Origin of the sequence: Acinetobacter sp. ANC 5600, assembly GCF_002018395.1 — a bacterium.
GTDB classification, from domain to species: domain Bacteria; phylum Pseudomonadota; class Gammaproteobacteria; order Pseudomonadales; family Moraxellaceae; genus Acinetobacter; species Acinetobacter amyesii.
This window is the reverse complement of record NZ_MVKW01000004.1, coordinates 130690-152200: the sequence shown is the minus strand read 5'-3', so window position 1 is coordinate 152200 and position 21511 is coordinate 130690. Positions and strand designations below refer to the sequence as shown.

Here is a 21511-nt window from a genome sequence, read left to right as displayed (position 1 = left end):
ACGGGTACTTATCTTTTAATTTCAACGATTTCGCTAGTTTGCTTAGTTGTGTATTTCTATTTTATTAATCCAAACTGATCTAAGTTGGTTACCCACATCTTTGGCTTTAAATAAAAAGCTTAGTAAATAAAACTATATAATTAATTTTTTTATCAAAAATATTGATATAAATTTTTGAATAAATTTAAAATAGAGCTGATAGTTTTAATTCATTTGTGTATGGGTAAAGCCAAAACAATAGCAAAGTTTTTCTATGCAAGATGTTATGAAAGAAGATGCGCCACGAGGGCGCTTTTATTTTGAGTATGAGTTTGTTGGGCAGGTATTTAAATACGTCTTATTCTCAATTGAATAAATAAAGTTGTCGATTAAATATTCACTTTGTTTGAGTGAATCACGATGATCACCATTTTTAATTGGGTGAAATGCTATGGGTTTATTTTCCTTGCAGACTTTTTGATAATAAGCATGGACACCCTGATAATCTACCAATTGATCTTGATCACCTTGTACTAACAGTAAAGGTACCTGAGGTGTCATCAATTCGATCGACTGTTTTTTTAAATAATGGGTCAATGGCGTTAAATCTACATTGGGTTTAAAAACATTTTTTGGTGATACTTTTAGTTCGGTTTGTAGTTCCGATAAGCAGCGATTGCGAGCTTGATTGAGGATTTTCTGCATTTCTGGGCTTACAAAATCATTTGCTGAAAGTGCGGGCTCAGCAGCTTCAGCACCTAACAGGACGATAGGTAAAAATGCTGCAACGCTCGGATCAATATTAGACTGATTTGCAACATATTCAGCAATTCCTTCATATTTGTAACCGCCGGGTGCCAATGCAATTGCTCCGAGTAAATTGAGTTCAGGAGCATCCTTTTGTCCAAACGCTGCTACGGTTAGGGAAGCAGCGCCGCCCTGACTATGGCCCATGACATACCAGTTTTTACTCAATTTGACTGATTTTAATTGATGCATGGCACGGACAGCATCAACGACAGTGTGTAACTGACTTTGAGCATTCATATAGGGGTGACCACCTGATGTACCTAAACCCTGATAATCTGGTGCAACTATTGCATAGCCACGAGCAAGCCAAGCATTTAAAGCTTTGGATGCAATTTTTTGGTATACGTGAACGGGTCCATCTGCATAATCACCTGAAGGTGCACAGGTATCTGCTACACCAGTTGTACCATGTGCCCATGCCAAAACTGGCCAACCGCCTTTCGGGGCTTTACCTTTAGGTAATAGGATATATCCAGAAGCAACAATCGGTTCTTCATGAACACCTCTACTTCGATAGGTGATGATATATCGTTCTGCTGCGTAGCTAAAAAGATCGGGCGTTTGAGCTTCTAAAGATAGCATCGTACCGGGTGTAAGGGCGGCTATATTGGCGATTTGACCTTCATTTATTTTAGAAGGTACAGGAGATGCAGTTGTATACGCTGAAGCTAGACAAATACAGCTAGCAACCAATTTGAGAATAAAATGCTTAGTTTCCATTATGGGCAACGTCTTCTGTTCAAAAGGTTAATTTAAAGTTTTCACGTTGTATCAATTATTCTATGAATTTTTAATATAGTGGCTAATCGGCATAAAATAAAGTTCAAAGTTGAACTTTATTTTTTATAAATCAATTGTTGTGAATGAATATGAATTTACGCATATACAATGCTTTTTGCTGGAAATATAATCTTTTATTATTTCCTTTAAAACGGCTTTGTTGCACAAATATTTAAAAATTAAAATCTCCCATACCTACTCATATTTAAGTGACAACTTGGGTATGAGGGCGACCTAATCCTGTGAATTTATTTAAGACATCTACACGTGCATGAATCTCATTCACTTGACTATTAAAATTCCTTGAACAGAGTTTATCGCCTAGTAATTTAATGCAATGCATCTTGGTTCCAACCAGACTTCGCCGATGATAGCCTGACCATTTTTTCCAGGTGGAATCACTGCATACGCTTGCCGATCTGTAATGACCTGACGGCATCGTGTATAGACCTAATCAATTCGTTCATCTAAGGGATTTGAGCAAGTAAATCTTCCAGTACCTGTGAATCACTGACATTATCTGCGGTAAGTTGTACAGCACGTATTTGAAGGGTTTCAGCATCGATAACAATATGAAGCTTAAGCCATTGGCGACGATATTCAGGTCCATGTTTCTTACGCTTCCATTCACCTTCACCTAAAAACTTTAGGCAAGTAGAGTCTACGAGTAGATGGAGACCATCACTACTTTTTTGATAGCCAATTGCAATATCGATATGCCTTTGTCATCTGCACAGTGTGGAATACGAATATCACTGATATTCGGGGCTGTCCTACTAATCCACAAAGCTTAATCAGACTTTGGACGAAGCCTGTGACCATTCGCAAAGACAATTTAAATAAAGATTTGATCATTAAGCAGCATTGAATAGCCCTATCGGAGTAAGTTTGATTTCGACCATATTTTGCTTGCGGATGAGTTTACCATTGAGTTTTGGGATCAAACCAAATGGAAATATTGCCTCGATTAATTAAGGCGCGGTTATATGTGGACCAATTGGTTGTGCGAAAGATTTTGGACGTAGGTTTGTTCATCTAGGAATTATATTGCGGAATAAGACCTTACCGGTAGGTCTGTGCAACAAAGCCTCTAAGGATATAAAAACTTTAATTTTTTAAAATTGTAACAAAAATAACTTTTAAGACTTTCAGGTTATATATTTTAATTAAACTTAACAATGGTTTAGCTAGATGTTTAAAATGGATAAAATTAATATCTTTAATTTACATAAATTTTTTATTTTTTGAACTATTTCGCACTTTTTAAATTTATACAATTTAGTTAGATTTATAAAACAACAATTCTAAATCGAGCAATCAAAACGCCCAATCTATATGATCATCATGTTTTAAGGCAGATCTATGATTTTATAGTCGAACGGGAAGGATTCGAAAAATTAACACCCTATAACCAAGCTATGGAGTTTTTCAAAGAACTTTCTCAAGGAGATCAATCGGACGTCATACAAACGGAGCCAAATATCCTTTATGGAAAATTTGGGAGCATATCTAAAATCAATCTTAAATTAGTACCCTTATTTCGAGAAAAGGATAAGTTCTTAAAATGGGCTTATGAGCAACTAAACTAACTAAATAACTTACTAAGTATTACTAAAGAGTATGAAATAACAAACTCAAACATTAGGAATAAAAAATGACTAACAATGCCAGTGGTATAGTGAAATGGTTCAATGAAGGTAAGGGATTTGGATTTATACAATCTGATAGTGGTGAAGATTTATTTGCACACTACAGTAAAATAAATATGAGCGGCTATAAAGCACTTAAAGAAGGCCAGCGTGTACAATTTGAAATTACTCAAGGAAAAAAAGGCCGACAACCTAGCAATATCACAGTTATGTAAGGCAACTGTGTTGGGTTGCTAACCGCAGTTAATAAACATAAAAATTTATCCGTAAAAATTTTTTTGAGCTTTGTGCACATGGGTACAAGCTTCAAAATACTTATTACAATATTTTTCTTTAGTTTAATCGTTATTTGCTTTGCAGTTCATACGGAAAACAAGGAAATAAGGTTAAGTGAAATGAAACGATTGGTTAAATAATATTTATGTTATTAAATTTAAATAATTATTTTAATATATCAAGGGCCATTAAAATGTTACAACTTATAAAATGTATGATTAGTATGCATAGTGAGATGGTTACACGAAAGTGCTTTGATGGAAATTTAATTTTTTTGTCAGAGTTGTTTAAAAGTAAAGAAATAACGGCTCAAAATAATTTAAAGTTTCAGAAAATCCCGCTAGGAAGTAGCGGGACTTTTTTGGTGACTATATGACAGACAAAGCACAGGCGAAACTAGACTTAGAAATTTACATAAAGTATTGCAATGATTATCACACAAATATTGGATAGCTAGCAGGAAGAGAATATAAAAATCACAAATATAAATAAAATTGAAATAATGTTAGGTGAATATTAATATATCTGATATAGTGTGTTTGATCGAATCCGTAAGCGGAACGGTAGTGTTTGAGTTGTTAAAGGAATTGCGTATTCCCTCCATTCTGATGTTCAAGCATCAAATTCAAACAGTTAACGCATAGCATGAATTCGCATCATGCCGATCAAGGGAAGCCTGCAGCTATCCGTGGGTTTTCCTTAAATCATATTTTTAAGATAATGATTTAATTTTTATATCTTTTCTTAAATTTCACAGCTACTGTAAATATCATAAGTTTAAATTTTTCTTAAGTGAACAATCTCCAAAATTAAAGTTGGTTTTATTTTTAATACTATTCTGTTTACAAAAGCTCATTATATGAGTCAATAAATGAACATATCTAACGGCTGGACTACTGCTTCAGCAACTAACGGTGATGAAATTCGAGTGAATATTATTCCGTTAAAAAAAATTCAAAGCAATTTGAATGGTAAAACCTTAGTTGAAGTTGCTAAACAAGTTGTCTTGGAATCAGGACAAAAGTTAACTTTAAATATTGATGGTAAATCTTTTTATACTGAACTAAATAAACTATATAAATTGTATTTTTAAACTCTCACTCTTAAATCTGAACAACTTAGAGCTAAAATTTTTTAATTAAATTATTTATAAATTAATTATTTATTTTCTTAATTTTTTCAAGAACTCTATATTAAATATTATTAAAGGAAATTATTATGTCAAATTTAACTACAGGCACTGTTAAGTGGTTTAACGATACTAAAGGCTTCGGTTTCATCGCGGCTGATAACGGCGAAGAAGTTTTTGCTCATTTTTCTCAAATCATTTCAGGTGGTTTCAAATCACTTGCTGAAGGTCAGCGTGTACAATTTAGCGTATCAAAAGGTCAACGTGGTTTCCAAGCGAGTGAAATCGTTGGGATTGATGGCTAATACATGGAAACTTTATTAAACAAAGTAATGTTAGATGTGGTTGATCAACATGGCGCTGTCTATACACTAGAAGCTATGTGCGAAAAGTCATCTGATGAGCCAAATAGTTTTGGGGATTGCGTCCGTTATCTAAATATAGATGATGAAATAATTAAGCCTAGCTTTGATATGCATTTCTACAGTGATAAAACTGGGAAAATATTTAAATTATTTTAATTGTTATATCTAGTTGAATAAACCTCCTCCGGGAGGTTTTTTAGTGAGTGAAATATGGAACCTAATGTATATAAAAACCTAACCAAAAGGATACCTCCTAAGAATAAACCACGCTCCAGACCATTACCTAAAGCCAGTGAAAAATACTTACAAGCATACGAGCGACTAAAAGAAATATTAGACTAAATGGAAATGAAATTTGAGGAATACTTTCATTTCAAAAGTACGAAACATTGGCTTTTTGATCTTCACCTTATTGAATACCGAGTGTTGATTGAAATTGCTGGTGGTCCGTGGTCGGGTGGTCGCAAGGGTAAACTAGCAACAAGGCTTGGAGTATGGATCGTTACGATCATGCTGAAGAATTGGGGTATCGATTTCACAGATTTGAACTTGCAGATATCAATATGGGGCGGGCAAAGGCCTGGCTAAAAGCTTAAAAAAAACATGAGTTATCTTAAATTAGATATTTCAAAGCATATTGTTTCAGGATGTTAGATTACTTTAATTTTCTCATAATAACCGTTAGTTTGGGATTTCAACCTTAACAATTATGAGAAGAAAGTCATGAATAAAAATTTTGAATTACATGTTTTAAGCCAGATTTATGATTTTCTGATAGAGCGAACTGAACATTCACAGCAAGGTTTGCATAACAAGGTTCTGGAGTTTTTCAAAGAACTTAATTTAGGTAATGACAATGATTTTGAAATTGTTGATCCTAAAAAGATTGCGGGTAAATTTGGCGCAGTGAGTTTTATTCACTTAATCAATGTACCAAACTTTCATGATAAAGATAAATTTTTAAAATGGGCATACACGCAGTTGAATCGATAGTTTATATTAATTAGCTTTAAAGATATATTTTGAATACATATTTTGATTAAAGTGCTTTATAATTTACTGGCTCATATCAGCGCAAATGAATTGGGTGAAGCCCCACATGTATATGTGGGGCTTTTTTCATCAATTTATGGAAAGTGTGAATGATCGAATATTACAATCTATATCTGATTATTACCTTAATATGAGAGAAATTTATCACTTTTGTGTGTAATTGCAAAATAAAACAAGAACTTGATTCACATAGATCTAACAGTTGTATCCTCATATTTAAGGATTATTGGTTATATTGAATATGCTTGTTAATTAATCAATATTTACAGCAATTTCTAAACTGATAATTACTTAAAGGGAATATGAATGTCTAATTTAACAAACGGTACAGTGAAGTGGTTCAACGGTATAAAAGGTTTTGGATTTATTGCTTCCGATACTGGTGAAGAATTATTTGCACACTATAGTGAAGTACGAATCGATGGCTATAAAGTACTAGAGGAAGGTCAGCGTGTAATGTTTGAAATTACGAATGGTAAGAAAGGCAAGCAAGCTAGCAATATCCAAATTCTCTAAAAAATATTTACTAAACATATTATGTATTGACCCGTCTTTTAAAGGCGGGTTTTTGTCATTAATTGCCATTAAGTTTTAATATTTAAATGCTTAATTTAATTAAATGAAAACTATATGATAAGAGCAATAAAAATGATCTTTACAAGACTACAAGTACTGATTGGCGGACTAATTATAAGTGTGTTGATTTCTTCTGTGTGGATTTACCATGAAAAGAAGAAACAACGACGGGAAGAAATTCAAAAAATCATCGTCGAAGCTAGAGCAGGATTAAGTCACGCTCAATAATAGGAGCTAAACTTGGAATACTTTAGACCATTCACACCTTCAGATCTGATTGATCAGGCCGAGGAAGAAGACGCCATACGTCTAGCACCAGCACAAGAATTATTGGCTTGGGTGAAAGATAATTATTTGAATGTAGGGATAACTTCATAATCTAGACAATCATCAATATAAGTAAATCCATATTTAACAACTTTCTTATTATGTATCTCATAAATGATTTTCATAAATTTACACAGTAATCGTCATGCTTTGTTAGTGTAGAGTTTTAACAAATATATAGGCCTAAAGTATGAAAACGTTAGCCATTATAAGCCTGGTATTCGTATTGGGGCTGGTAGGTTGCCAGCAAAAAGACAGCAATGAAAATGAAGAGACGACAACACCTCATACATTAGATAAAGACTAACTTCCTCCAATGATTATTACAGCAGATATGAAAAAACCCTCATTAAGAGGGTTTTTTTAGGATTAGGGTTTTAAGCTTCAATCCAATTATCTTTAACTTCTTGAGAGTCTTTAGTCAGTACAATTTTATTGTCTGTAATTTCACCAACCCATGAAACTGGAATTAAGTGGTGATGACCATCACCATGCTTAGTCAGTTTAATTTGATCCGAACCTTGCAAGTGGTCTACTTCACCAACTTTAGTCCCACATGAAGCAATTACATCTGCATGGCTCTTAATATTTTCAACATTAATAGTAGTCATTAGAATATTATCCTATTTCAATGTGAGTGAGCATTCAGCCTATCGTAAATAGACGCTGATATCAGGGATTGAAATAGAAGGGATACAAAGGGCCTTATATTCTTACGTTCATGGCCAGATAAATTACATTGTATTATTTAGAAATAAGTCCCCATGATGGGGACTTATTGGATTATTACTTATGCTTAGTCTTAATCAGATCTGATAAATCAAAACCGATGGATTTTGCATAATCTAAGTATTCATCAACTGTGGCCTGGTCAGGGTTAGCAGTTCTGCTGAGTACCCAAAGATATTTTTTATTTGGTGACCCAACTAATGCAGTTTGATAGTCATCATCAATTTTTAGAACCCAATAATCACCACGGCCTACTGGCAACCAACGAATTGCTTTTGGTAAAAAGCTCACTTTAAGTTTCGAGTTGGCTGGCGCATTCTGAACATATGCTTCACCAATTGATTGGTTGAGTTTGCCGTCTGCACTATAGCAACTATTATCTACTTTCACGTTACCATTTTCATTTAAAGAATATTTAGCAGTGACGTTGTAATCACATTTGTTCTGGAAATATAGCGGCTTACGTGCAATTTCATGCCATGTACCAAGATATTTATTTAAATCTACCTTTGATACCGCTTGGACTTCCGTAGTGTTTGCATTTGCATTTGCAGTTGAGAGCATTGAACCAGCTATAAGTACTGCACCACCAGCTAAAAGGAGCTTACGGGTTTTTGAATTCATGTTATAAGCCTACTTTAATTTGAAAGTGAATTAATTACTATAAATTGCTTTTAAGGTCATTTTGTTTTTTTATGTATTAAGTATTTGATCTTTAATCATTGTTTAACTTTTCAAGTTTTATTAATCCTTTTACTACCATTTTTAACAGATAAAATAATATTACTTATATAAGCCCAAAAACTAAGTGAAAAAATGCTTACATTAAGCAAAATTATAATTACTTTCTAAGAACTCACTTACTTCTAAAGCACTTCAAGAGAGTATTGAATAAGAAAATTAATTGACGAAATAAATAGTTTAGTAATGGTCTTAATTTGCTTTACTACTTAATATTGGATTATATATCTAAAAATATGATAACATGCTCAAACTCTAAACAACGGCTTTGAACGAGTCAGCTTTAAATTTTCAAACGAAAATGAAAATGCCAGCACTTTTCAATACAAGCCTGTTTCTTCCGCAAATAGCGGATATCTCTTTGATCAATTCAGATCTGTCTTACAAATAAAACGGAATAGGGAAGGTATGTCTTCATTGAAACCGTCATGGTATTCCAATGTGAATCCAAATGTGTTTATTAGCACAGTTGTTATTATTGGCATTTTTATTGCCATTGTATTTTTAGCTCCCAATGCTTTTGATTTAATAACTAAACAACTGAATCAATGGGTTACAAACTCATTTAGTTGGTTCTATGTGCTATCTGTAGCCATTTTTCTAATAGTGCTTATTTATATTGCCTGTTCAAATATGGGTAAAATTAAACTTGGTTTAGATCATAGTCAGCCAAAATATAGTAATAGCTCCTGGTTCGCTATGCTATTTACTGCTGGTATGGGTATTGGCTTAATGTTCTTCGGTGTCGCGGAGCCAGTGATGCACTATGTATCACCTCCAACCGGTGAACCAGAAACTATCCAATCAGCTCAGCAAGCTATGCGTGTAACATTCTTCCATTGGGGACTTCATGCTTGGGCAATTTACACAATTGTGGGCTTAGCTTTAGCTTACTTTGCTTATAGACACAATCTACCTCTAAAAATTCGCTCTGCGTTATATCCTCTCATAGGAAAAAAAATCTATGGTCCAATTGGTGATGGTGTAGATACCTTTGCAACGATCGGTACTGTATTTGGTGTCGCAACGACTTTAGGTTTTGGTGTAACACAAATTAACTCCGGCCTGAATTATCTATTCGGGATTGAATATTCAACGACGACGCAACTAATTCTAATCGTCATTGTTACAGCTATGGCCTCTTTGTCCGTATTTATGGGCTTAGACAAGGGTATTAAACGATTATCAGAGATCAATTTAGGCTTAGCATTAACCCTCTTATTATTTGTATTTTTTGCTAGTTCAAGCATTTTTATATTGCAAACGACTATCCAAAACACGGGGCAATACATTTCAAATTTGTTCAATATGACCTTTAATTTATATGCCTACCAGTCTGATGGTTGGATCGGTGGTTGGACAATTATGTACTGGGCATGGTGGATTTCATGGTCACCATTTGTAGGTATGTTTATTGCGCGTGTGTCTGAAGGACGTACTATTCGTGAGTTTATTGTAGGTGTTTTACTTATTCCAACAGGCTTTACGCTGATCTGGATGGGAGTCATGGGGAATGCTGCACTCTATAGTATTTTAAACGAAGCGAACACCTCGCTGATTTCTGCAGTGCAACGAGATTCATCCGTTGCATTATTTGAATATTTAGGGACCTTGCCATTCTCAGGCTTGATGAGTTTTGTGGCGACTATACTGGTTATGCTATTTTTTGTGACTTCAGCTGACTCTGGTGCACTTGTTACAGACTATTTAACAGCAAAATCGGAAAATTCTCCGACCTGGCAACGATTGTTTTGGACAACAATAATGGCAGTGCTTGCGATTGTTTTGTTGTTCGCTGGAGGTTTAGGAGCTTTGCAATCTGCAACAATGTTGAGTGCACTACCATTCACCTTCGTAATGCTTTTAATTTGCTGGGGGTTAGTCAAGGCTCTACATTTAGATGCAACCAAGATGCAAGCATTACAGGATGCACGTATTACACCTAGAGCAATTCATAATCCAAGAAGTTGGCAACAACGTTTAGGATTGATTATGCATTATCCGCATACACGTGAAGAAGTTGAACAGTATATTGATACAACGGTAAGCCAGGCATTTTCAAATCTACAGAAAGAGTTTAAGCGTCGTCATTTAGATGTGACGGTAAACACGATAGATGATGGCTTGCAGCTACGTGTAAACCATCAAGATGAGATTAACTTTATCTACCAAGTGGTTGTCCAAGAAAAAAATACACCAAGCTTTATGATTGATTCAGCAGAAATTACGCAAGATTATCAAGCTGAAGTATTTTTGAGAGAAGGTGGTCAAAATTATGACATCATCGAATGGACGCAAGAAGATATTTTGCAAGATGTTATTGATCAATACGAACGTCATCTACATTTTTTAAATCTAGTTCGAACCAAGAACCAATAGATAAAAAAACCGCCCAGAAAGGCGGTTTTTTTATTCATAGTTAAATTAGGCCGGTATAGAAGCAACCTTATCTTCACGATCCCAATAACGGTGATTCTGTATCGCTGTTTTAAATTGATCACTGACATCTTTGAAACTTTGTGAAGTGAAAAGCGCAGCATCTTGAGTCAGATTAAGCTCTTTAATTAAAGCCTCTTTATCACCTAATAGTACTATAGGTTTAAGATGCTTAAATGTTTCCAATACATAATGTTTAGCTACACCATCATTCAGGAATTCATCTAGATTATCTCCATCTACAACAACGACAGCATCGTAGGTAACTGAAGGTTCGCCATTCTGACGTCCATCCACTGCAATTTCTTTACCATCGTTAGATTTAACTGGCGCTGCATTAGGGGCTAAAACTTCAACTACAGCACTTTCTGATTCGCCCCAAGTCTTGATTGCATCGATAGATGAAGCATTAGCGCCGTTGTGCACCAACAGAGCAATTTTTCGTTGCTTAATATCAGATGCAGGGTATGCCAATGTACTTAAGTGATCAGATTTAGCGACGGCAGCTTTCTTAACCGATTTACTTTGCTTAGTCGGAGCATCTAACCCCAATTCTTTTGCTACAAATTGAGCTAAATCCAAGTCAATATTTGCAAGCACCTCATTTACGACCCGTTCCCTAATTTCAACAGCTTTCACTTTTGAAAGTTCAAATGCATAGGCATCCTTTATATGTTGCTGTTCGTGCTTAGCAAGACTTTGGTAATGCATGGTCGCTTGCGAGAAATGATCTGCGAAGCTTTCTGGTCGGATTCTTAACTTGCTGCCTTGGATTTGTTCAGGATGGGTTCGAAATGCATGCGGATCATTATTAGATTCTCTAGGCCAATTTTCATCTACAGAGTTAGGCTCATAATTCGCTTTACCTTTATAGACTTCATGGTTTGCATAGCCGCCACGTCGATTGGTATGGAAAGGGCAGACCGGTTTATTAATTGGAATTTGATTAAAGTTTGCTGTTCCTAAGCGGTGCAGATGAGTATCTGTATAGCTGAACAAACGACCTTGTAATAAAGGATCATTACTAAAATCAATTCCTGAAACAATATTGGCTGGACTGAAAGCAACTTGCTCTGTTTCTGCAAAGAAATCATCTGTATTTCGATTTAGAGTAAATTTACCTAGTGGGGTAATAGGTACAAGCTCTTCAGGTACCAGCTTTGTAGCATCTAAAACATCAAAGTCCCATTGAGCCGCTTCTTCTTCAGTAAAGATCTGTGCCCCTAATTCCCACTCAGGATAATTGCCACGTTCAATGGCATCCCATAGATCGCGACGATGGAAGTCGGGATCTTTACCATTAAGCTTTAAGGCCTCATCCCAAACGACTTGGGCAACACCTTGTTTCGGTGTCCAGTGGAATTTAACCAAATGCGCCTCATTATCTTTGTTAATTAATCTGAAGGTATGTACACCAAAACCTTGAATCGATCGTAAATTTCTCGGGATAGCACGATCTGACATCACCCAGGTTGTCATATGAGAGGCTTCGGTATTTAAAGAAATAAAATCCCAAAAGGTATCATGCGCAGATTGACCAGTAGGAACTTCGTTCGGATCTTCAGGCTTCACTGCGTGGACAAAGTCAGGGAACTTGATTGCGTCCTGAATAAAAAATACAGGAATGTTATTACCGACTAAATCGTAGTTTCCATCTTCGGTATAAAATTTGATGGAAAATCCGCGTACATCACGGACTACATCAGCTGAGCCGCGCCCGCCTTGTACTGTAGAAATTCTGACAAAGATTGGTGTTGGATTTTGAGTATTAGTCAAAAATTTAGCCTTAGTCCATTTTTCGTTTCCTTCATAAGCTTCAAAATAACCATGCGCTCCAACACCACGAGCATGCACAACACGCTCAGGGATACGTTCACGGTCAAAGTGAATTAACTTATCTCGTAAGAGAAAATCTTCTAACAGAGTAGGACCAGTCTGATTTATTTTTAAACTGTTTTGATTGTCAGCTACAGGTACACCCAAAGATGAGGTCAGTGTTTTACCTTTAGGGTCTACATATGCCTCTTTTTCAAACTGATCAATTTTAGGATTATTTGATTTTTTCATGAGCTACATCCCTTTGTCTGATGTTATTTAGTACATGTGCTAGATAAGGTTTTGCTATTGCATAAAGCTAATATAGACAATAAAGATGCTTGGCAAAATTAGAGTAAAAAATTGTCTATTTTATGTTCAATCTGATGGTTGATTGGAGCTACTTTCACAATAAAAAGCAGATTCAGCCCAGCGGTCACATTTGCAGCGGGGGCACTGAGCATTTAGAGAACTAATAAATTGTGTTTGACCACACAGCATGCACGAATAGTATTTTTTGGAATCAAAACGCTGTGCTTTTTGGTAGTGATCAGGAAAAATTGGTAGTCCCCATTTAATATTATCCTTGGCATAAGGGATTACACTTAGACACCCATCTGTTTCAAGTAAGGCTGATTTGACTTGCCCTAAGTGTTCTATTTTGTTTTGCCTTAACTCAGCAAAAAATTCGTCATATGAATACTTTTCCTGTTTGATATCTTCAACAATCAATAAGCCATCTTTGACGATATACATTGGCCTACCTTCTAACATGGTTTCAAATGAATCTGATTTCATGATGAGGTATGTAGTTAATCTATAGAGAAGAATAATGACTGCAAATACTATGAGTGCTTGAATGATGGGGATATCATCATTAAACATGGGATCGCCTGCTGCAGATCCCAAACTTAAAATAATAGCTAACTCAAATACTGAAAGTTGCCTGACACCTCTTTTCCCTGAAAATCTTAAAAAAATAATAATTAAGATAAACATAATGATGCATCGGAAAATAATTTCCAATGCAAAGTTAAAAGAGGTGTCATGCAGAATTATTTTTATGAAGTCCATATTTGATACAATTTATTAATTCTAGTTTTACATACATACAGGGTTAAATTTTATCCCAAGCATCCTTAATCGCATGCTTAGCATGTTCCCATTTCAAGCGAGAATCTGCTTTAAACTCTTCCCATTTGGTTTGTAAATCCGGCTCAGAATCTTCGAAACGCGCATTTTCACCGTACAAATGACGTTCGCGCTCACCAAGCTCATAAGCTGACCTTAGATCACGGTCATAATCTATATCTGGCACTTCGCGTTGCAGATCCCCATAGTACGGTCTATTGGAGTAATCCGTGCGCCAGTCATGATGTATTGGATGTTCATTTTGATGGTCGTTCATAGTAATAACTCCGATAAATTATTTAATAAATTGCAAAAGTAGCGATCCCTGAGCTACTTCTGCAAATAAAAATTAATGTTGTTACTTTGACTATTGGTCTTGCAGATCATTCTGCTGACGCTGTTGATCAGACTGTTGGTTTTGTTGATGTTGGGGTTGCTGCTGCTGTTGCTGACCATTCTGCTGGCGCTGCTGATCAGACTGCTGATTTTGTTGATGTTGGGGTTGCTGCTGTTGTTGCTGATCATTCTGCTGACGCTGTTGATCAGACTGCTGATTTTGTTGGTTTTGAGGTTTTTGAGTATCGCCACGTTGGTGCTGTAAGCGAGTATCATTATTTTGATCTTGGTTATAATTAGACATAATACTGTTCCTTTAAAGATTAATTAGATAATCTACTCAATTACAGTAGATTATTTATTATTAACATGAATATTGCTAATATGATTATTAAAGATGTTACATAATCTTTATTAAGTTTCAATTTTTTTAAAAGTAATACTTTGGGGACTGTTTTATATACATAAATAGTCATTTTTTAATTACATGAAACTAACAATAATAATTTTTTAATATTTTAGTGAGTGACTTGCATAGAGCTTTATATAGTATTTTTAATTTTTTGATAGGCTTACCTTTAGTTAAAATTTTGAAATTATAAAATTTTTTCTTAAAATAAATGCAATAGAAAAAAGTACCTACAGGTTTCTTTTTGTTTTCGGATCCTCCGCGCTTTAAAAGTCCAGTGCAAGATATATAAATATCTGATTTAAATAATTTTTTCCATTTACAATCATTTGAGTGGTTACTTCTGGGGATTCAGCAGTATATTTATCTATAAGTGATTGTTTTATATTTAAAATACGCTTCTTGAATAGTAAGTCATAACTAACAATAGAACCATCCAGAAGTATTCCAGAGTTTTATCTTGTGAAATTCTATATGCTAAATAACCTGCACTCGCACTTTCAAATAGCGTTATCGATAGGGATTTTTTAGAAATAAAGTCAAAAATTGATTTCATATAAATTATCCTATGAATATTTTATAAAAGAATCATAATTGATATTTAAATATGAATATGTGAATTAAGTCACATCAAAAAAATGTTACTTTTTAAAAACTTGTTAAAAATTATACTAAAGGTGTGTTTTATATATTAAAATTTTTAAAATATTACATTGCGTTAAATTTTATTAAAAAAAATTAACAAATACTACTTATTTTCTGAACTATGGTTAAGAAGAATCATTTACCGCGTGAGAACTATAATGCCTACAGCAGTAAAAGAAAGAATCTTAAACTTAATAACCAAAGATCATCAGAAATATTTTGAAATTGTTGAGTTCTTCTTAGACGCTTCAATACCTAATTCTGCCAAAGAGTTAAAGGCATTTAAGGTTCTAGAAAATGAAATTAAAACTCTAGACCATATCAGTGACATGCCAGACGAACTAGACCATCTTGTCGATTGGATTCATCATAATAACCGCACACAGTGTGAATATTATAAAGAATACCTAGATAGACGAAAGCAGGGTGGAGGAAGAGAGTATTTTTCATCAGTTAGTAAAGCTTATGAGTTTTTATACAAGGTTGCACCCACAAAAAAAGTGGATGGTTCATGGCTATATAGCTTTACTCAGTATTGGAATGATCCAGTATTTAGAGATTTTATTCAGATATATTTAGAGGAGCTTGGTCTCGGTTCAGAAAAAGCCAATCACGTGAGAATGTACGACGACCTACTACTGGCACATGGTTTGAATCAACTATCTTTAAACTTATCTGATGCCTATTACCATCAGGCAGCAATACAGCTTGCGCTTGCATATGCACCTTCAGAGTTTATACCAGAGATAGCAGGTTTTAATTTAGGCTATGAACAACTTCCTTTACATTTGCTAATTAGCAATTACGAGTTAAAAGAACTTGGAATTGATGCACACTATTTTAATGTTCATATCACGATAGATAATTTTGATAATGGGCATGCGCAGCTTGCAACCAATGCTATTAAAAAACTTTCTACAAGGTACAGATCTGAAGATGAGTTCATTCGTAAACTCAAAATTGGATACCTCCTAAATAACAAGGGAATGAGTTCAGTTCAGATAATTAAAAATTTAAGCACCGAAAAAATGGTCCTAGAAATATTTAAGAAAAAAGCGATCGTTGGTAAACATATGCATAGTAATAAATGTATGTTTAACAATAGAACGACGAATGAATGGCTATCTGAAGATGATAGTGTTGAAGAGTTTATTTTTGAGCTTGTACGTATGGGCTGGATAAAATTGAATCGACCACCTGAAGAGAGTAGGTTTTGGCAGATGATTCACGACGAAGAGGGTAAAATGTTTGGAGTGTTTAATGCTGTTGAAAAAACTTTTATTTATGACTGGATTGCAGGTAAATCAGTAGATTCCAAACAAAATCAAGTAAATAATGAGTTTGTAAAAAACTTCCTAGAGACCAATTCATTTAGTTATTTAGCGAACCATGAAATGGCTGAGCTTAAGAAACAATTTGATGGAAGTACGAATACAGGATATAAGATCAACAAACTTCTAAAGTATTTAGCACCTCATATGCATCATCAAGAAATTGGTTTATGGAGTACCCAACGTATTGTTGAGTGTTTATTTCCATCTCTAGCTCGTCAATAAAATAAATACTCCAAAAGATTTATAACTTTCATCGTCAAAAATAACCGCCTTCGGGCGGTTTTTTACTAATATGTGATATTTCTAAAGATAAAAATAAATACATGTTTATTAATAAAAAAATAAAATAATGCTTAGTTTTTTGTAAAAGTATACAAATTTTGAAATAATTTAATTAAAATAAATTTGTATACTCGCCATATCCTAACCAAGCCTTTTAGATGCAAAAGTATACAACTCTGAAAAGTTTATAACCTATTGTAAATACAAAGGAATACAGCTTGATGCTTAACATTCCAATCCATTCCAAACTCAGTGGATTCTACTTTTTCTATAACACACCTGTAGGGTTTTTAAATTTAATATAGCAATAATAAACAATGAGTTATAGTTGAAATAACAGGGTGTTTATAGCTTAAAAACTTGGCTTGTAGACTATTTGTAGACTGTTGCAAATGGTGTTTAAATTAAGCATCAATAATTTTAGATGCAACCATGAAGCTAAATAAATCTAATGTTGACGCAATAACATTAACAGAAAAAGGTCAAAAAATTTATCGTGATCAGGATCTAATAGGTTTCGCTGTTCGCGCTACAACAAAAAGTAAATCTTACATTATCGAACGACGTTTTAATGGTGAACTCTTCCGAGTTACATTAGGCAAAACTTCAGACTTACCAGCCGCTGCAGCTCGGGCAAAGGCTCAGCTTATTTTAGCGCAGATCGCAAATGGCACCTACAAAGCAACTTTAAAGGGTGCAGTCAAAGATAATCCATTAGACATTACAGTAGCAGAAGCTTTAAGCATTTATATCAGCCGAAATGATTTTAGGCCTAAGACGATACGACAATATAAAAAGTATTTTGATCTATATTTGGGTTGGTCAAATAGAAAGTTATTTGAAATTACCAAAGACGAGCTTTTGAATAAATTTTTAGAAGTCTCTGAAAAAAGTCCTTCTGCAGCAAATGGGTCAATATCTCTTTTGGGGACACTTTGGAAATATATGCACGTCGTTTATTCGACAGATGAAAAACCCATCCTGAAATCTAATCCTGTAGACGTCATTGCTGTAACAAAAGGGTGGAATGTACTTCAGCGTAGAGAAAAATATCTTCATAAGGATGTGATTTTTAAATATTACAATGCTGTTTTGAATTATCAGGATGAATTGAATTTAGAAAATACGGCTCGTTCTAATACCAATAGAGATATTATTTTATTCGCGATGTACACAGGCTGTAGACGCCAAGAGGTTTGTGGTCTTAGCTGGGCAGATGTTAATTTCAAGAATGGTACAGTGTTGTTCCGCGATACTAAAAATGGTACCGACCATCTTTTTCCAATAGGTGACCACTTGCTGTCAATCCTAAAAGATCGATATTTACTAAGAGAAAATGATTGGGTTTTTCCTGCAACCAAAATGCCTACTTCTTCAAATGTTCATGCCACTAAGGTGGATACATTGTTGAAGCGAGTTGGAGATGAAGTGGATTTCTATGTATCTATGCATGACTTCCGGCGTACCTTTGCGACGATCTGCAACCTATTAAGATTCAACATCTATGTAACAAAACGTCTTCTTAATCATACAGCTAAGCCAAGAATTGATGTAACTGGTGGTTATGTTCAAATTCCAATGGAAGAACTTCGTGCTTCAATGAATATGGTTGAGGCTGTATATCAAGGAAAAATTGATTGCTTCAATTATGAGAGCGTTTGGAGTGAGAGACTAAAACAAATAAAGGCAGGGTAACCCTGCCTTTATATTATGCATATTGTGCTGTGGAATTTACTGTCTTGCTTGCCTCAAAAGCCAGCACATCTGACTTTTTATATGCAACACGTCGTCCAATCTTTTTAAATGGCAAGGCGTTTGATTCGCAGCGCATTTTTGCCAAAGTCCAAGGTGAGCAATCTAAATATAAAGCTACAACTTCTTGAGGGAAGTTTTGTTCCAATGGCGCGGCAATAAAGCGCTTCAAAACCTCTTGACGGTCATTTTCATCAGCTTTATTTAACGTTTTAAGAGCCATTAATTTCTCCATCTCGCTTCTTTAAATTTCGCATCAGTAAGCAGCTCTTCAATTTCACCAGCGCCTACATTGTTAAATATGTGAGTCATTTTTGCCCCGTATACAGTCAGTATTCGAGTCATAGACGAGTAGTTGAATTTCATTGGACAACCTCACTTGCTTGATTCTCAAGCTCGAAGCGACGCTTTTTAACGTAGTCCATTAACTTTGGTTGTATTTCAGGACTACGTGCAGAAACATCAATTTCCAAAGCATCTAGTGCTGTTAAGTCTGGTGCATTCTGAATCTGAACCATCAGTGAAGGTGGAGTCTTAATTTCAGCTTCTGCAGGTGCAAGTTCACGTAGGCGCTTATGAATAGCATCCAATAATGGTTTACGCTGTGCCTCAGTCCAGTCTCGTGTATAGCCAGTAAGGGCGGTGGCCTCTCTTGGTGTTGGAGCACTTGTTGCACGTGTTAGTAGATCATTTAAAAGATTTTGATAGTCGCCATCTGCTGATTCACAAGCTAACTTATTCTCCGCTACTAACTTTTCGGCCTCAACCTGCAAACGTTTGAGTTCTTCAACACTCAAGTTCTCAGCGGTATGTTCTGGCTTAGGTGTGTTTTGTTCGAATGCCTTTTCTTCAACATCATTTGATGTTTGAATTTGGCTATTTTTAGCTTCTGTAGCCGATTCATCCTCCCAAGGCAATGATGTATCAGAGGCAGGTTTCTCTTTATTTAAAGACCCGCCACTTACTGAAATCAATGCCTGAGCATGAACTACCGCATTATCTTCATATAGATGAACTAAGCCACGAGTGAGTAATTCCAAGTCCGATTCAGAGTTTTTCCATTTGAATGATTTACTCAATTCAGCTGTTAAGAGTGAAGTGGCAAAACATGGAGTGCCTTTTGCCGGTGCTTCGGATATTGCTTCTGGAACTTGCATGGTACCAATGGCCATATATACGACAGCAATGCGGAATTCATGATCAGGGTCAAAGAAAACAGTCGCAGGGAAGTTGCGAATGCTATCAAAATCTAAATCAGATCCAGTATGACGACATTCAATGTTTTGACCTGCAGCCATGACAGCAAATGCTTCTTGTCCGTTTAAGATAATCATGAATTTACTCCCGCTTTAGCAATTTGATCTAATTCCTGTTTTACTTCTTGAATTTTCGATACATCGATCTGCATCAGCGAATCTATACCTAGATGCTCGCATACAGTTTTTGTATCTAATCCACGCTCATCGATGAAGGCCAATAGATCATCACGTTGCGCATCTGATATGCCATTAAATTCAGGTGGACTCATCCACGTTTCTTTATGCTTATCAAAGGTACAATTTAGTTCTTTGGCTTTGAGTAGCATGGCTTGGCGCATGTTTTGGTAATACATATGACTCTTATCAAGAGACTCAGTTAACTGGTTTAGGTCACTGGCATATAGTGCTTCATCACAGCTTTGTTTCCAGTTTTCCAAGTCTTCAAGTGCTTTAGCTGAAGCCAATTGCGCAGGGGTTAATGTATTGATGTGTGCCTTAGCTGCTGAAATTAATTGTGCTAAAAACATCGGTTCTGTTTTCAAGTCAGGTACCCAAACTTCACCAGTTTCTCCACCAAGAGCACCTGAGTTTTTTGCATGGTGAGTGGGAGATGGTTTGAAATTGATGACACGCGCATTCTTACCTTCGCCAGTAGTGACAGTAGTCATGTAGCCCATCATATCTGCGATGCGATAAAGCTCATTTCTATTCTTACCACCCAAGTCAGGACGGTAGATGATCTGATCGTTGTTTTGATCCTCAGAGGCATGAGCAATAAAAACAACATCCTTACCCATGCTGATTAGAGTGTTCACATACTGCTTGAATGTTTGATTGGCCAAACCTTGGGCTTTAAGTTTTAAAGCGCCATCTTTCTGCCGGTTGTTTGGATGAAGTAGTAGGTGAGTTTTAATGCATTCAAGCATCGCGCCTACAGTATCAATAACGACTGTGTTGTAAGGTGCTAAGTCTTGAGTTGTAAGACCTGCAACGTCAGCCCATTGTTGAACTGGAATTACTGCACCACGACGAAGTTCACCGGTACGATGTGCGCCACGGTCAAAGTCAAAGGAAACAGATTTATCAGCAGTAAAGCCTAAAGAGGATTTACCGAGGCCTGGATCCGCATAGATGTAAGTGATGATGGCACTGACATTTAGTGCTTGGTCTGCCGGAATAATATTAATAGTCATCACACTTCTCCCAACAAACGGTTTTTAATCATGTGCTGCACCAACATTTCATTGATGTTGCGGTGGTCGTTGTAGTCCGTGAAGTCTGGGAAAGGGTTACCGTACTCATCGGTGATGTGATCTACAGATAGCTGGGTAATTTCAGCGGTATCAAATTCACTACCAGGTACGCCGTAGCTATCTTCAAGTGGTTTAAAGTCAAAGCTTACATCTAGGGTGAAGTTATCTAAACGGATAACAGCATTACCTGAAGTTTTGGAAGTGAGTTCAATTGCAGCGACTGCAGTAAACTCTGGAATACTATTGTGCTGAGCAGGTGCTTTGTGAATTTCTGGCTTGTAGGCGAATGCTAAAGCACCGATTGTTACTGTAGCAGCGACAAGTGTTACTTTGAGGCTATTGAATGGGGTTAAGGTTTTGTTCATACTTATCTCGCAGTTTGCAAAGCACATCGGAAGTTAAGAGAGTCGATGTGCTTTTTTATTGTCTGTGAGATAAATATTAC

At 35.6% G+C, this 21511-nt stretch carries 21 protein-coding genes and 3 pseudogenes; 11 read left to right on the top strand and 13 right to left on the bottom strand.

Annotated elements, in window-relative coordinates; genetic code table 11:
• Nucleotides 1–294: 294 nt before the first annotated feature.
• A complete protein-coding gene (locus tag B1201_RS10325; protein ID WP_078193458.1) occupies nucleotides 295–1509 on the bottom strand; it encodes an alpha/beta fold hydrolase in 1215 nt (404 codons plus the stop codon).
• Nucleotides 1510–1774: 265 nt separating this feature from the next.
• A pseudogene (locus tag B1201_RS10320) lies at nucleotides 1775–2604 on the bottom strand (IS5 family transposase).
• Nucleotides 2605–3223: 619 nt separating this feature from the next.
• On the opposite strand from B1201_RS10320, the gene B1201_RS10310 reads away from it, so the two are divergent.
• From B1201_RS10310 to B1201_RS16990, 8 genes and pseudogenes are all read left to right on the top strand, one after another.
• Complete coding sequence (locus tag B1201_RS10310) at nucleotides 3224–3433, top strand: cold-shock protein (protein WP_078193456.1); 210 nt, start codon at nucleotides 3224–3226, stop codon at nucleotides 3431–3433.
• Between the two features lie 932 nt (nucleotides 3434–4365).
• Nucleotides 4366–4587, top strand: coding sequence for a transposase (locus B1201_RS10300; protein WP_067766975.1), 222 nt, complete (start codon nucleotides 4366–4368; stop codon nucleotides 4585–4587).
• Nucleotides 4588–4712: 125 nt separating this feature from the next.
• Nucleotides 4713–4928 (top strand): cold-shock protein, encoded by a 216-nt coding sequence (locus B1201_RS10295; RefSeq protein WP_067766972.1) that lies wholly within the window; start codon nucleotides 4713–4715, stop codon nucleotides 4926–4928.
• A 3-nt stretch (nucleotides 4929–4931) separates the two neighbouring features.
• On the top strand, nucleotides 4932–5144 hold the full coding sequence (locus tag B1201_RS10290; RefSeq protein ID WP_078193454.1) for a hypothetical protein: 213 nt from the start codon (nucleotides 4932–4934) through the stop codon (nucleotides 5142–5144).
• A 54-nt stretch (nucleotides 5145–5198) separates the two neighbouring features.
• Nucleotides 5199–5584: pseudogene (locus tag B1201_RS10285) on the top strand (hypothetical protein).
• Between the two features lie 127 nt (nucleotides 5585–5711).
• Nucleotides 5712–5981: a hypothetical protein gene (locus B1201_RS10280; RefSeq protein ID WP_078193453.1), complete on the top strand. Its 270-nt coding sequence runs from the start codon at nucleotides 5712–5714 to the stop codon at nucleotides 5979–5981.
• Between the two features lie 366 nt (nucleotides 5982–6347).
• Nucleotides 6348–6557, top strand: a complete 210-nt coding sequence (locus B1201_RS10275) for a cold-shock protein (protein ID WP_078193452.1) — start codon at nucleotides 6348–6350, stop codon at nucleotides 6555–6557.
• A gap of 300 nt (nucleotides 6558–6857) precedes the next feature.
• Nucleotides 6858–6995, top strand: a complete 138-nt coding sequence (locus B1201_RS16990) for a hypothetical protein (RefSeq protein ID WP_171263775.1) — start codon at nucleotides 6858–6860, stop codon at nucleotides 6993–6995.
• Nucleotides 6996–7321: 326 nt separating this feature from the next.
• Here B1201_RS16990 and B1201_RS10270 read toward each other — a convergent pair whose 3' ends face one another.
• Entirely contained in the window at nucleotides 7322–7555 is a 234-nt protein-coding gene (locus B1201_RS10270) for a DUF2171 domain-containing protein (RefSeq protein ID WP_078193451.1), read from the bottom strand.
• A gap of 175 nt (nucleotides 7556–7730) precedes the next feature.
• Nucleotides 7731–8297 (bottom strand): lipocalin family protein, encoded by a 567-nt coding sequence (locus B1201_RS10265; protein WP_078193450.1) that lies wholly within the window; start codon nucleotides 8295–8297, stop codon nucleotides 7731–7733.
• 525 nt (nucleotides 8298–8822) lie between these two features.
• On the opposite strand from B1201_RS10265, the gene B1201_RS10260 reads away from it, so the two are divergent.
• Entirely contained in the window at nucleotides 8823–10793 is a 1971-nt protein-coding gene (locus B1201_RS10260; RefSeq protein ID WP_078193449.1) for a BCCT family transporter, read from the top strand.
• 45 nt (nucleotides 10794–10838) lie between these two features.
• Here the strand turns inward: B1201_RS10260 and B1201_RS10255 are convergent, their stop codons facing one another.
• The 5 genes and pseudogenes from B1201_RS10255 to B1201_RS10235 form a co-directional block, all read right to left on the bottom strand.
• Nucleotides 10839–12917, bottom strand: coding sequence for a catalase (locus B1201_RS10255; RefSeq protein ID WP_078193448.1), 2079 nt, complete (start codon nucleotides 12915–12917; stop codon nucleotides 10839–10841).
• A 126-nt stretch (nucleotides 12918–13043) separates the two neighbouring features.
• Entirely contained in the window at nucleotides 13044–13739 is a 696-nt protein-coding gene (locus B1201_RS10250) for a DUF421 domain-containing protein (protein WP_078193447.1), read from the bottom strand.
• A 43-nt stretch (nucleotides 13740–13782) separates the two neighbouring features.
• A complete protein-coding gene (locus tag B1201_RS10245; RefSeq protein WP_078193446.1) occupies nucleotides 13783–14079 on the bottom strand; it encodes a hypothetical protein in 297 nt (98 codons plus the stop codon).
• Between the two features lie 84 nt (nucleotides 14080–14163).
• Nucleotides 14164–14436 (bottom strand): hypothetical protein, encoded by a 273-nt coding sequence (locus B1201_RS16805; protein ID WP_143221691.1) that lies wholly within the window; start codon nucleotides 14434–14436, stop codon nucleotides 14164–14166.
• 189 nt (nucleotides 14437–14625) lie between these two features.
• A pseudogene (locus B1201_RS10235) lies at nucleotides 14626–15097 on the bottom strand (CinA family protein).
• Between the two features lie 247 nt (nucleotides 15098–15344).
• Between B1201_RS10235 and B1201_RS10230 the strand changes: the two are divergent.
• Nucleotides 15345–16742: an iron-containing redox enzyme family protein gene (locus B1201_RS10230; RefSeq protein ID WP_078193445.1), complete on the top strand. Its 1398-nt coding sequence runs from the start codon at nucleotides 15345–15347 to the stop codon at nucleotides 16740–16742.
• 492 nt (nucleotides 16743–17234) lie between these two features.
• The gene (locus tag B1201_RS10225) at nucleotides 17235–18497 is read left to right on the top strand and encodes a tyrosine-type recombinase/integrase (RefSeq protein ID WP_078193444.1); all 1263 of its coding nucleotides are present in this window, start codon (nucleotides 17235–17237) and stop codon (nucleotides 18495–18497) included.
• Between the two features lie 13 nt (nucleotides 18498–18510).
• Here the strand turns inward: B1201_RS10225 and B1201_RS10220 are convergent, their stop codons facing one another.
• From B1201_RS10220 to B1201_RS10205, 4 genes are all read right to left on the bottom strand, one after another.
• Nucleotides 18511–18777, bottom strand: a complete 267-nt coding sequence (locus tag B1201_RS10220) for a helix-turn-helix domain-containing protein (RefSeq protein WP_078193702.1) — start codon at nucleotides 18775–18777, stop codon at nucleotides 18511–18513.
• Between the two features lie 139 nt (nucleotides 18778–18916).
• Nucleotides 18917–19888 carry a hypothetical protein gene (locus B1201_RS10215; RefSeq protein WP_078193443.1) on the bottom strand — a complete coding sequence of 324 codons (972 nt, stop codon included), beginning with the start codon at nucleotides 19886–19888 and terminating at the stop codon, nucleotides 18917–18919.
• On the bottom strand, nucleotides 19885–21006 hold the full coding sequence (locus tag B1201_RS10210; protein WP_078193442.1) for an ATP-binding protein: 1122 nt from the start codon (nucleotides 21004–21006) through the stop codon (nucleotides 19885–19887). Before B1201_RS10210 ends, B1201_RS10215 begins: the two co-directional genes overlap by 4 nt.
• Complete coding sequence (locus B1201_RS10205) at nucleotides 21006–21431, bottom strand: hypothetical protein (RefSeq protein WP_228144777.1); 426 nt, start codon at nucleotides 21429–21431, stop codon at nucleotides 21006–21008. The genes B1201_RS10210 and B1201_RS10205 overlap by 1 nt, the downstream gene beginning before the upstream one ends.
• Nucleotides 21432–21511 lie beyond the last annotated feature (80 nt).

What these genes read in the sequence shown, in the direction of transcription:
- B1201_RS10300 (WP_067766975.1), top strand. Translation starts at nt 4,366, where the DNA reads ATGAACATATCTAACGGCTGGACTACTGCTTCAGCAACTAACGGTGAT.
- B1201_RS16805 (WP_143221691.1), bottom strand. Translation starts at nt 14,436, where the DNA reads ATGTCTAATTATAACCAAGATCAAAATAATGATACTCGCTTACAGCAC.
- B1201_RS10225 (WP_078193444.1), top strand. Translation starts at nt 17,235, where the DNA reads ATGAAGCTAAATAAATCTAATGTTGACGCAATAACATTAACAGAAAAA.
- B1201_RS10270 (WP_078193451.1), bottom strand. Translation starts at nt 7,555, where the DNA reads ATGACTACTATTAATGTTGAAAATATTAAGAGCCATGCAGATGTAATT.
- B1201_RS10310 (WP_078193456.1), top strand. Translation starts at nt 3,224, where the DNA reads ATGACTAACAATGCCAGTGGTATAGTGAAATGGTTCAATGAAGGTAAG.
- B1201_RS10325 (WP_078193458.1), bottom strand. Translation starts at nt 1,509, where the DNA reads ATGGAAACTAAGCATTTTATTCTCAAATTGGTTGCTAGCTGTATTTGT.
- B1201_RS10295 (WP_067766972.1), top strand. Translation starts at nt 4,713, where the DNA reads ATGTCAAATTTAACTACAGGCACTGTTAAGTGGTTTAACGATACTAAA.
- B1201_RS10210 (WP_078193442.1), bottom strand. Translation starts at nt 21,006, where the DNA reads ATGACTATTAATATTATTCCGGCAGACCAAGCACTAAATGTCAGTGCC.
- B1201_RS10255 (WP_078193448.1), bottom strand. Translation starts at nt 12,917, where the DNA reads ATGAAAAAATCAAATAATCCTAAAATTGATCAGTTTGAAAAAGAGGCA.
- B1201_RS10250 (WP_078193447.1), bottom strand. Translation starts at nt 13,739, where the DNA reads ATGGACTTCATAAAAATAATTCTGCATGACACCTCTTTTAACTTTGCA.
- B1201_RS10230 (WP_078193445.1), top strand. Translation starts at nt 15,345, where the DNA reads ATGCCTACAGCAGTAAAAGAAAGAATCTTAAACTTAATAACCAAAGAT.
- B1201_RS10205 (WP_228144777.1), bottom strand. Translation starts at nt 21,431, where the DNA reads ATGAACAAAACCTTAACCCCATTCAATAGCCTCAAAGTAACACTTGTC.
- B1201_RS10280 (WP_078193453.1), top strand. Translation starts at nt 5,712, where the DNA reads ATGAATAAAAATTTTGAATTACATGTTTTAAGCCAGATTTATGATTTT.
- B1201_RS10220 (WP_078193702.1), bottom strand. Translation starts at nt 18,777, where the DNA reads ATGGCTCTTAAAACGTTAAATAAAGCTGATGAAAATGACCGTCAAGAG.
- B1201_RS10275 (WP_078193452.1), top strand. Translation starts at nt 6,348, where the DNA reads ATGTCTAATTTAACAAACGGTACAGTGAAGTGGTTCAACGGTATAAAA.
- B1201_RS10265 (WP_078193450.1), bottom strand. Translation starts at nt 8,297, where the DNA reads ATGAATTCAAAAACCCGTAAGCTCCTTTTAGCTGGTGGTGCAGTACTT.
- B1201_RS10215 (WP_078193443.1), bottom strand. Translation starts at nt 19,888, where the DNA reads ATGATTATCTTAAACGGACAAGAAGCATTTGCTGTCATGGCTGCAGGT.
- B1201_RS10290 (WP_078193454.1), top strand. Translation starts at nt 4,932, where the DNA reads ATGGAAACTTTATTAAACAAAGTAATGTTAGATGTGGTTGATCAACAT.
- B1201_RS10260 (WP_078193449.1), top strand. Translation starts at nt 8,823, where the DNA reads ATGTCTTCATTGAAACCGTCATGGTATTCCAATGTGAATCCAAATGTG.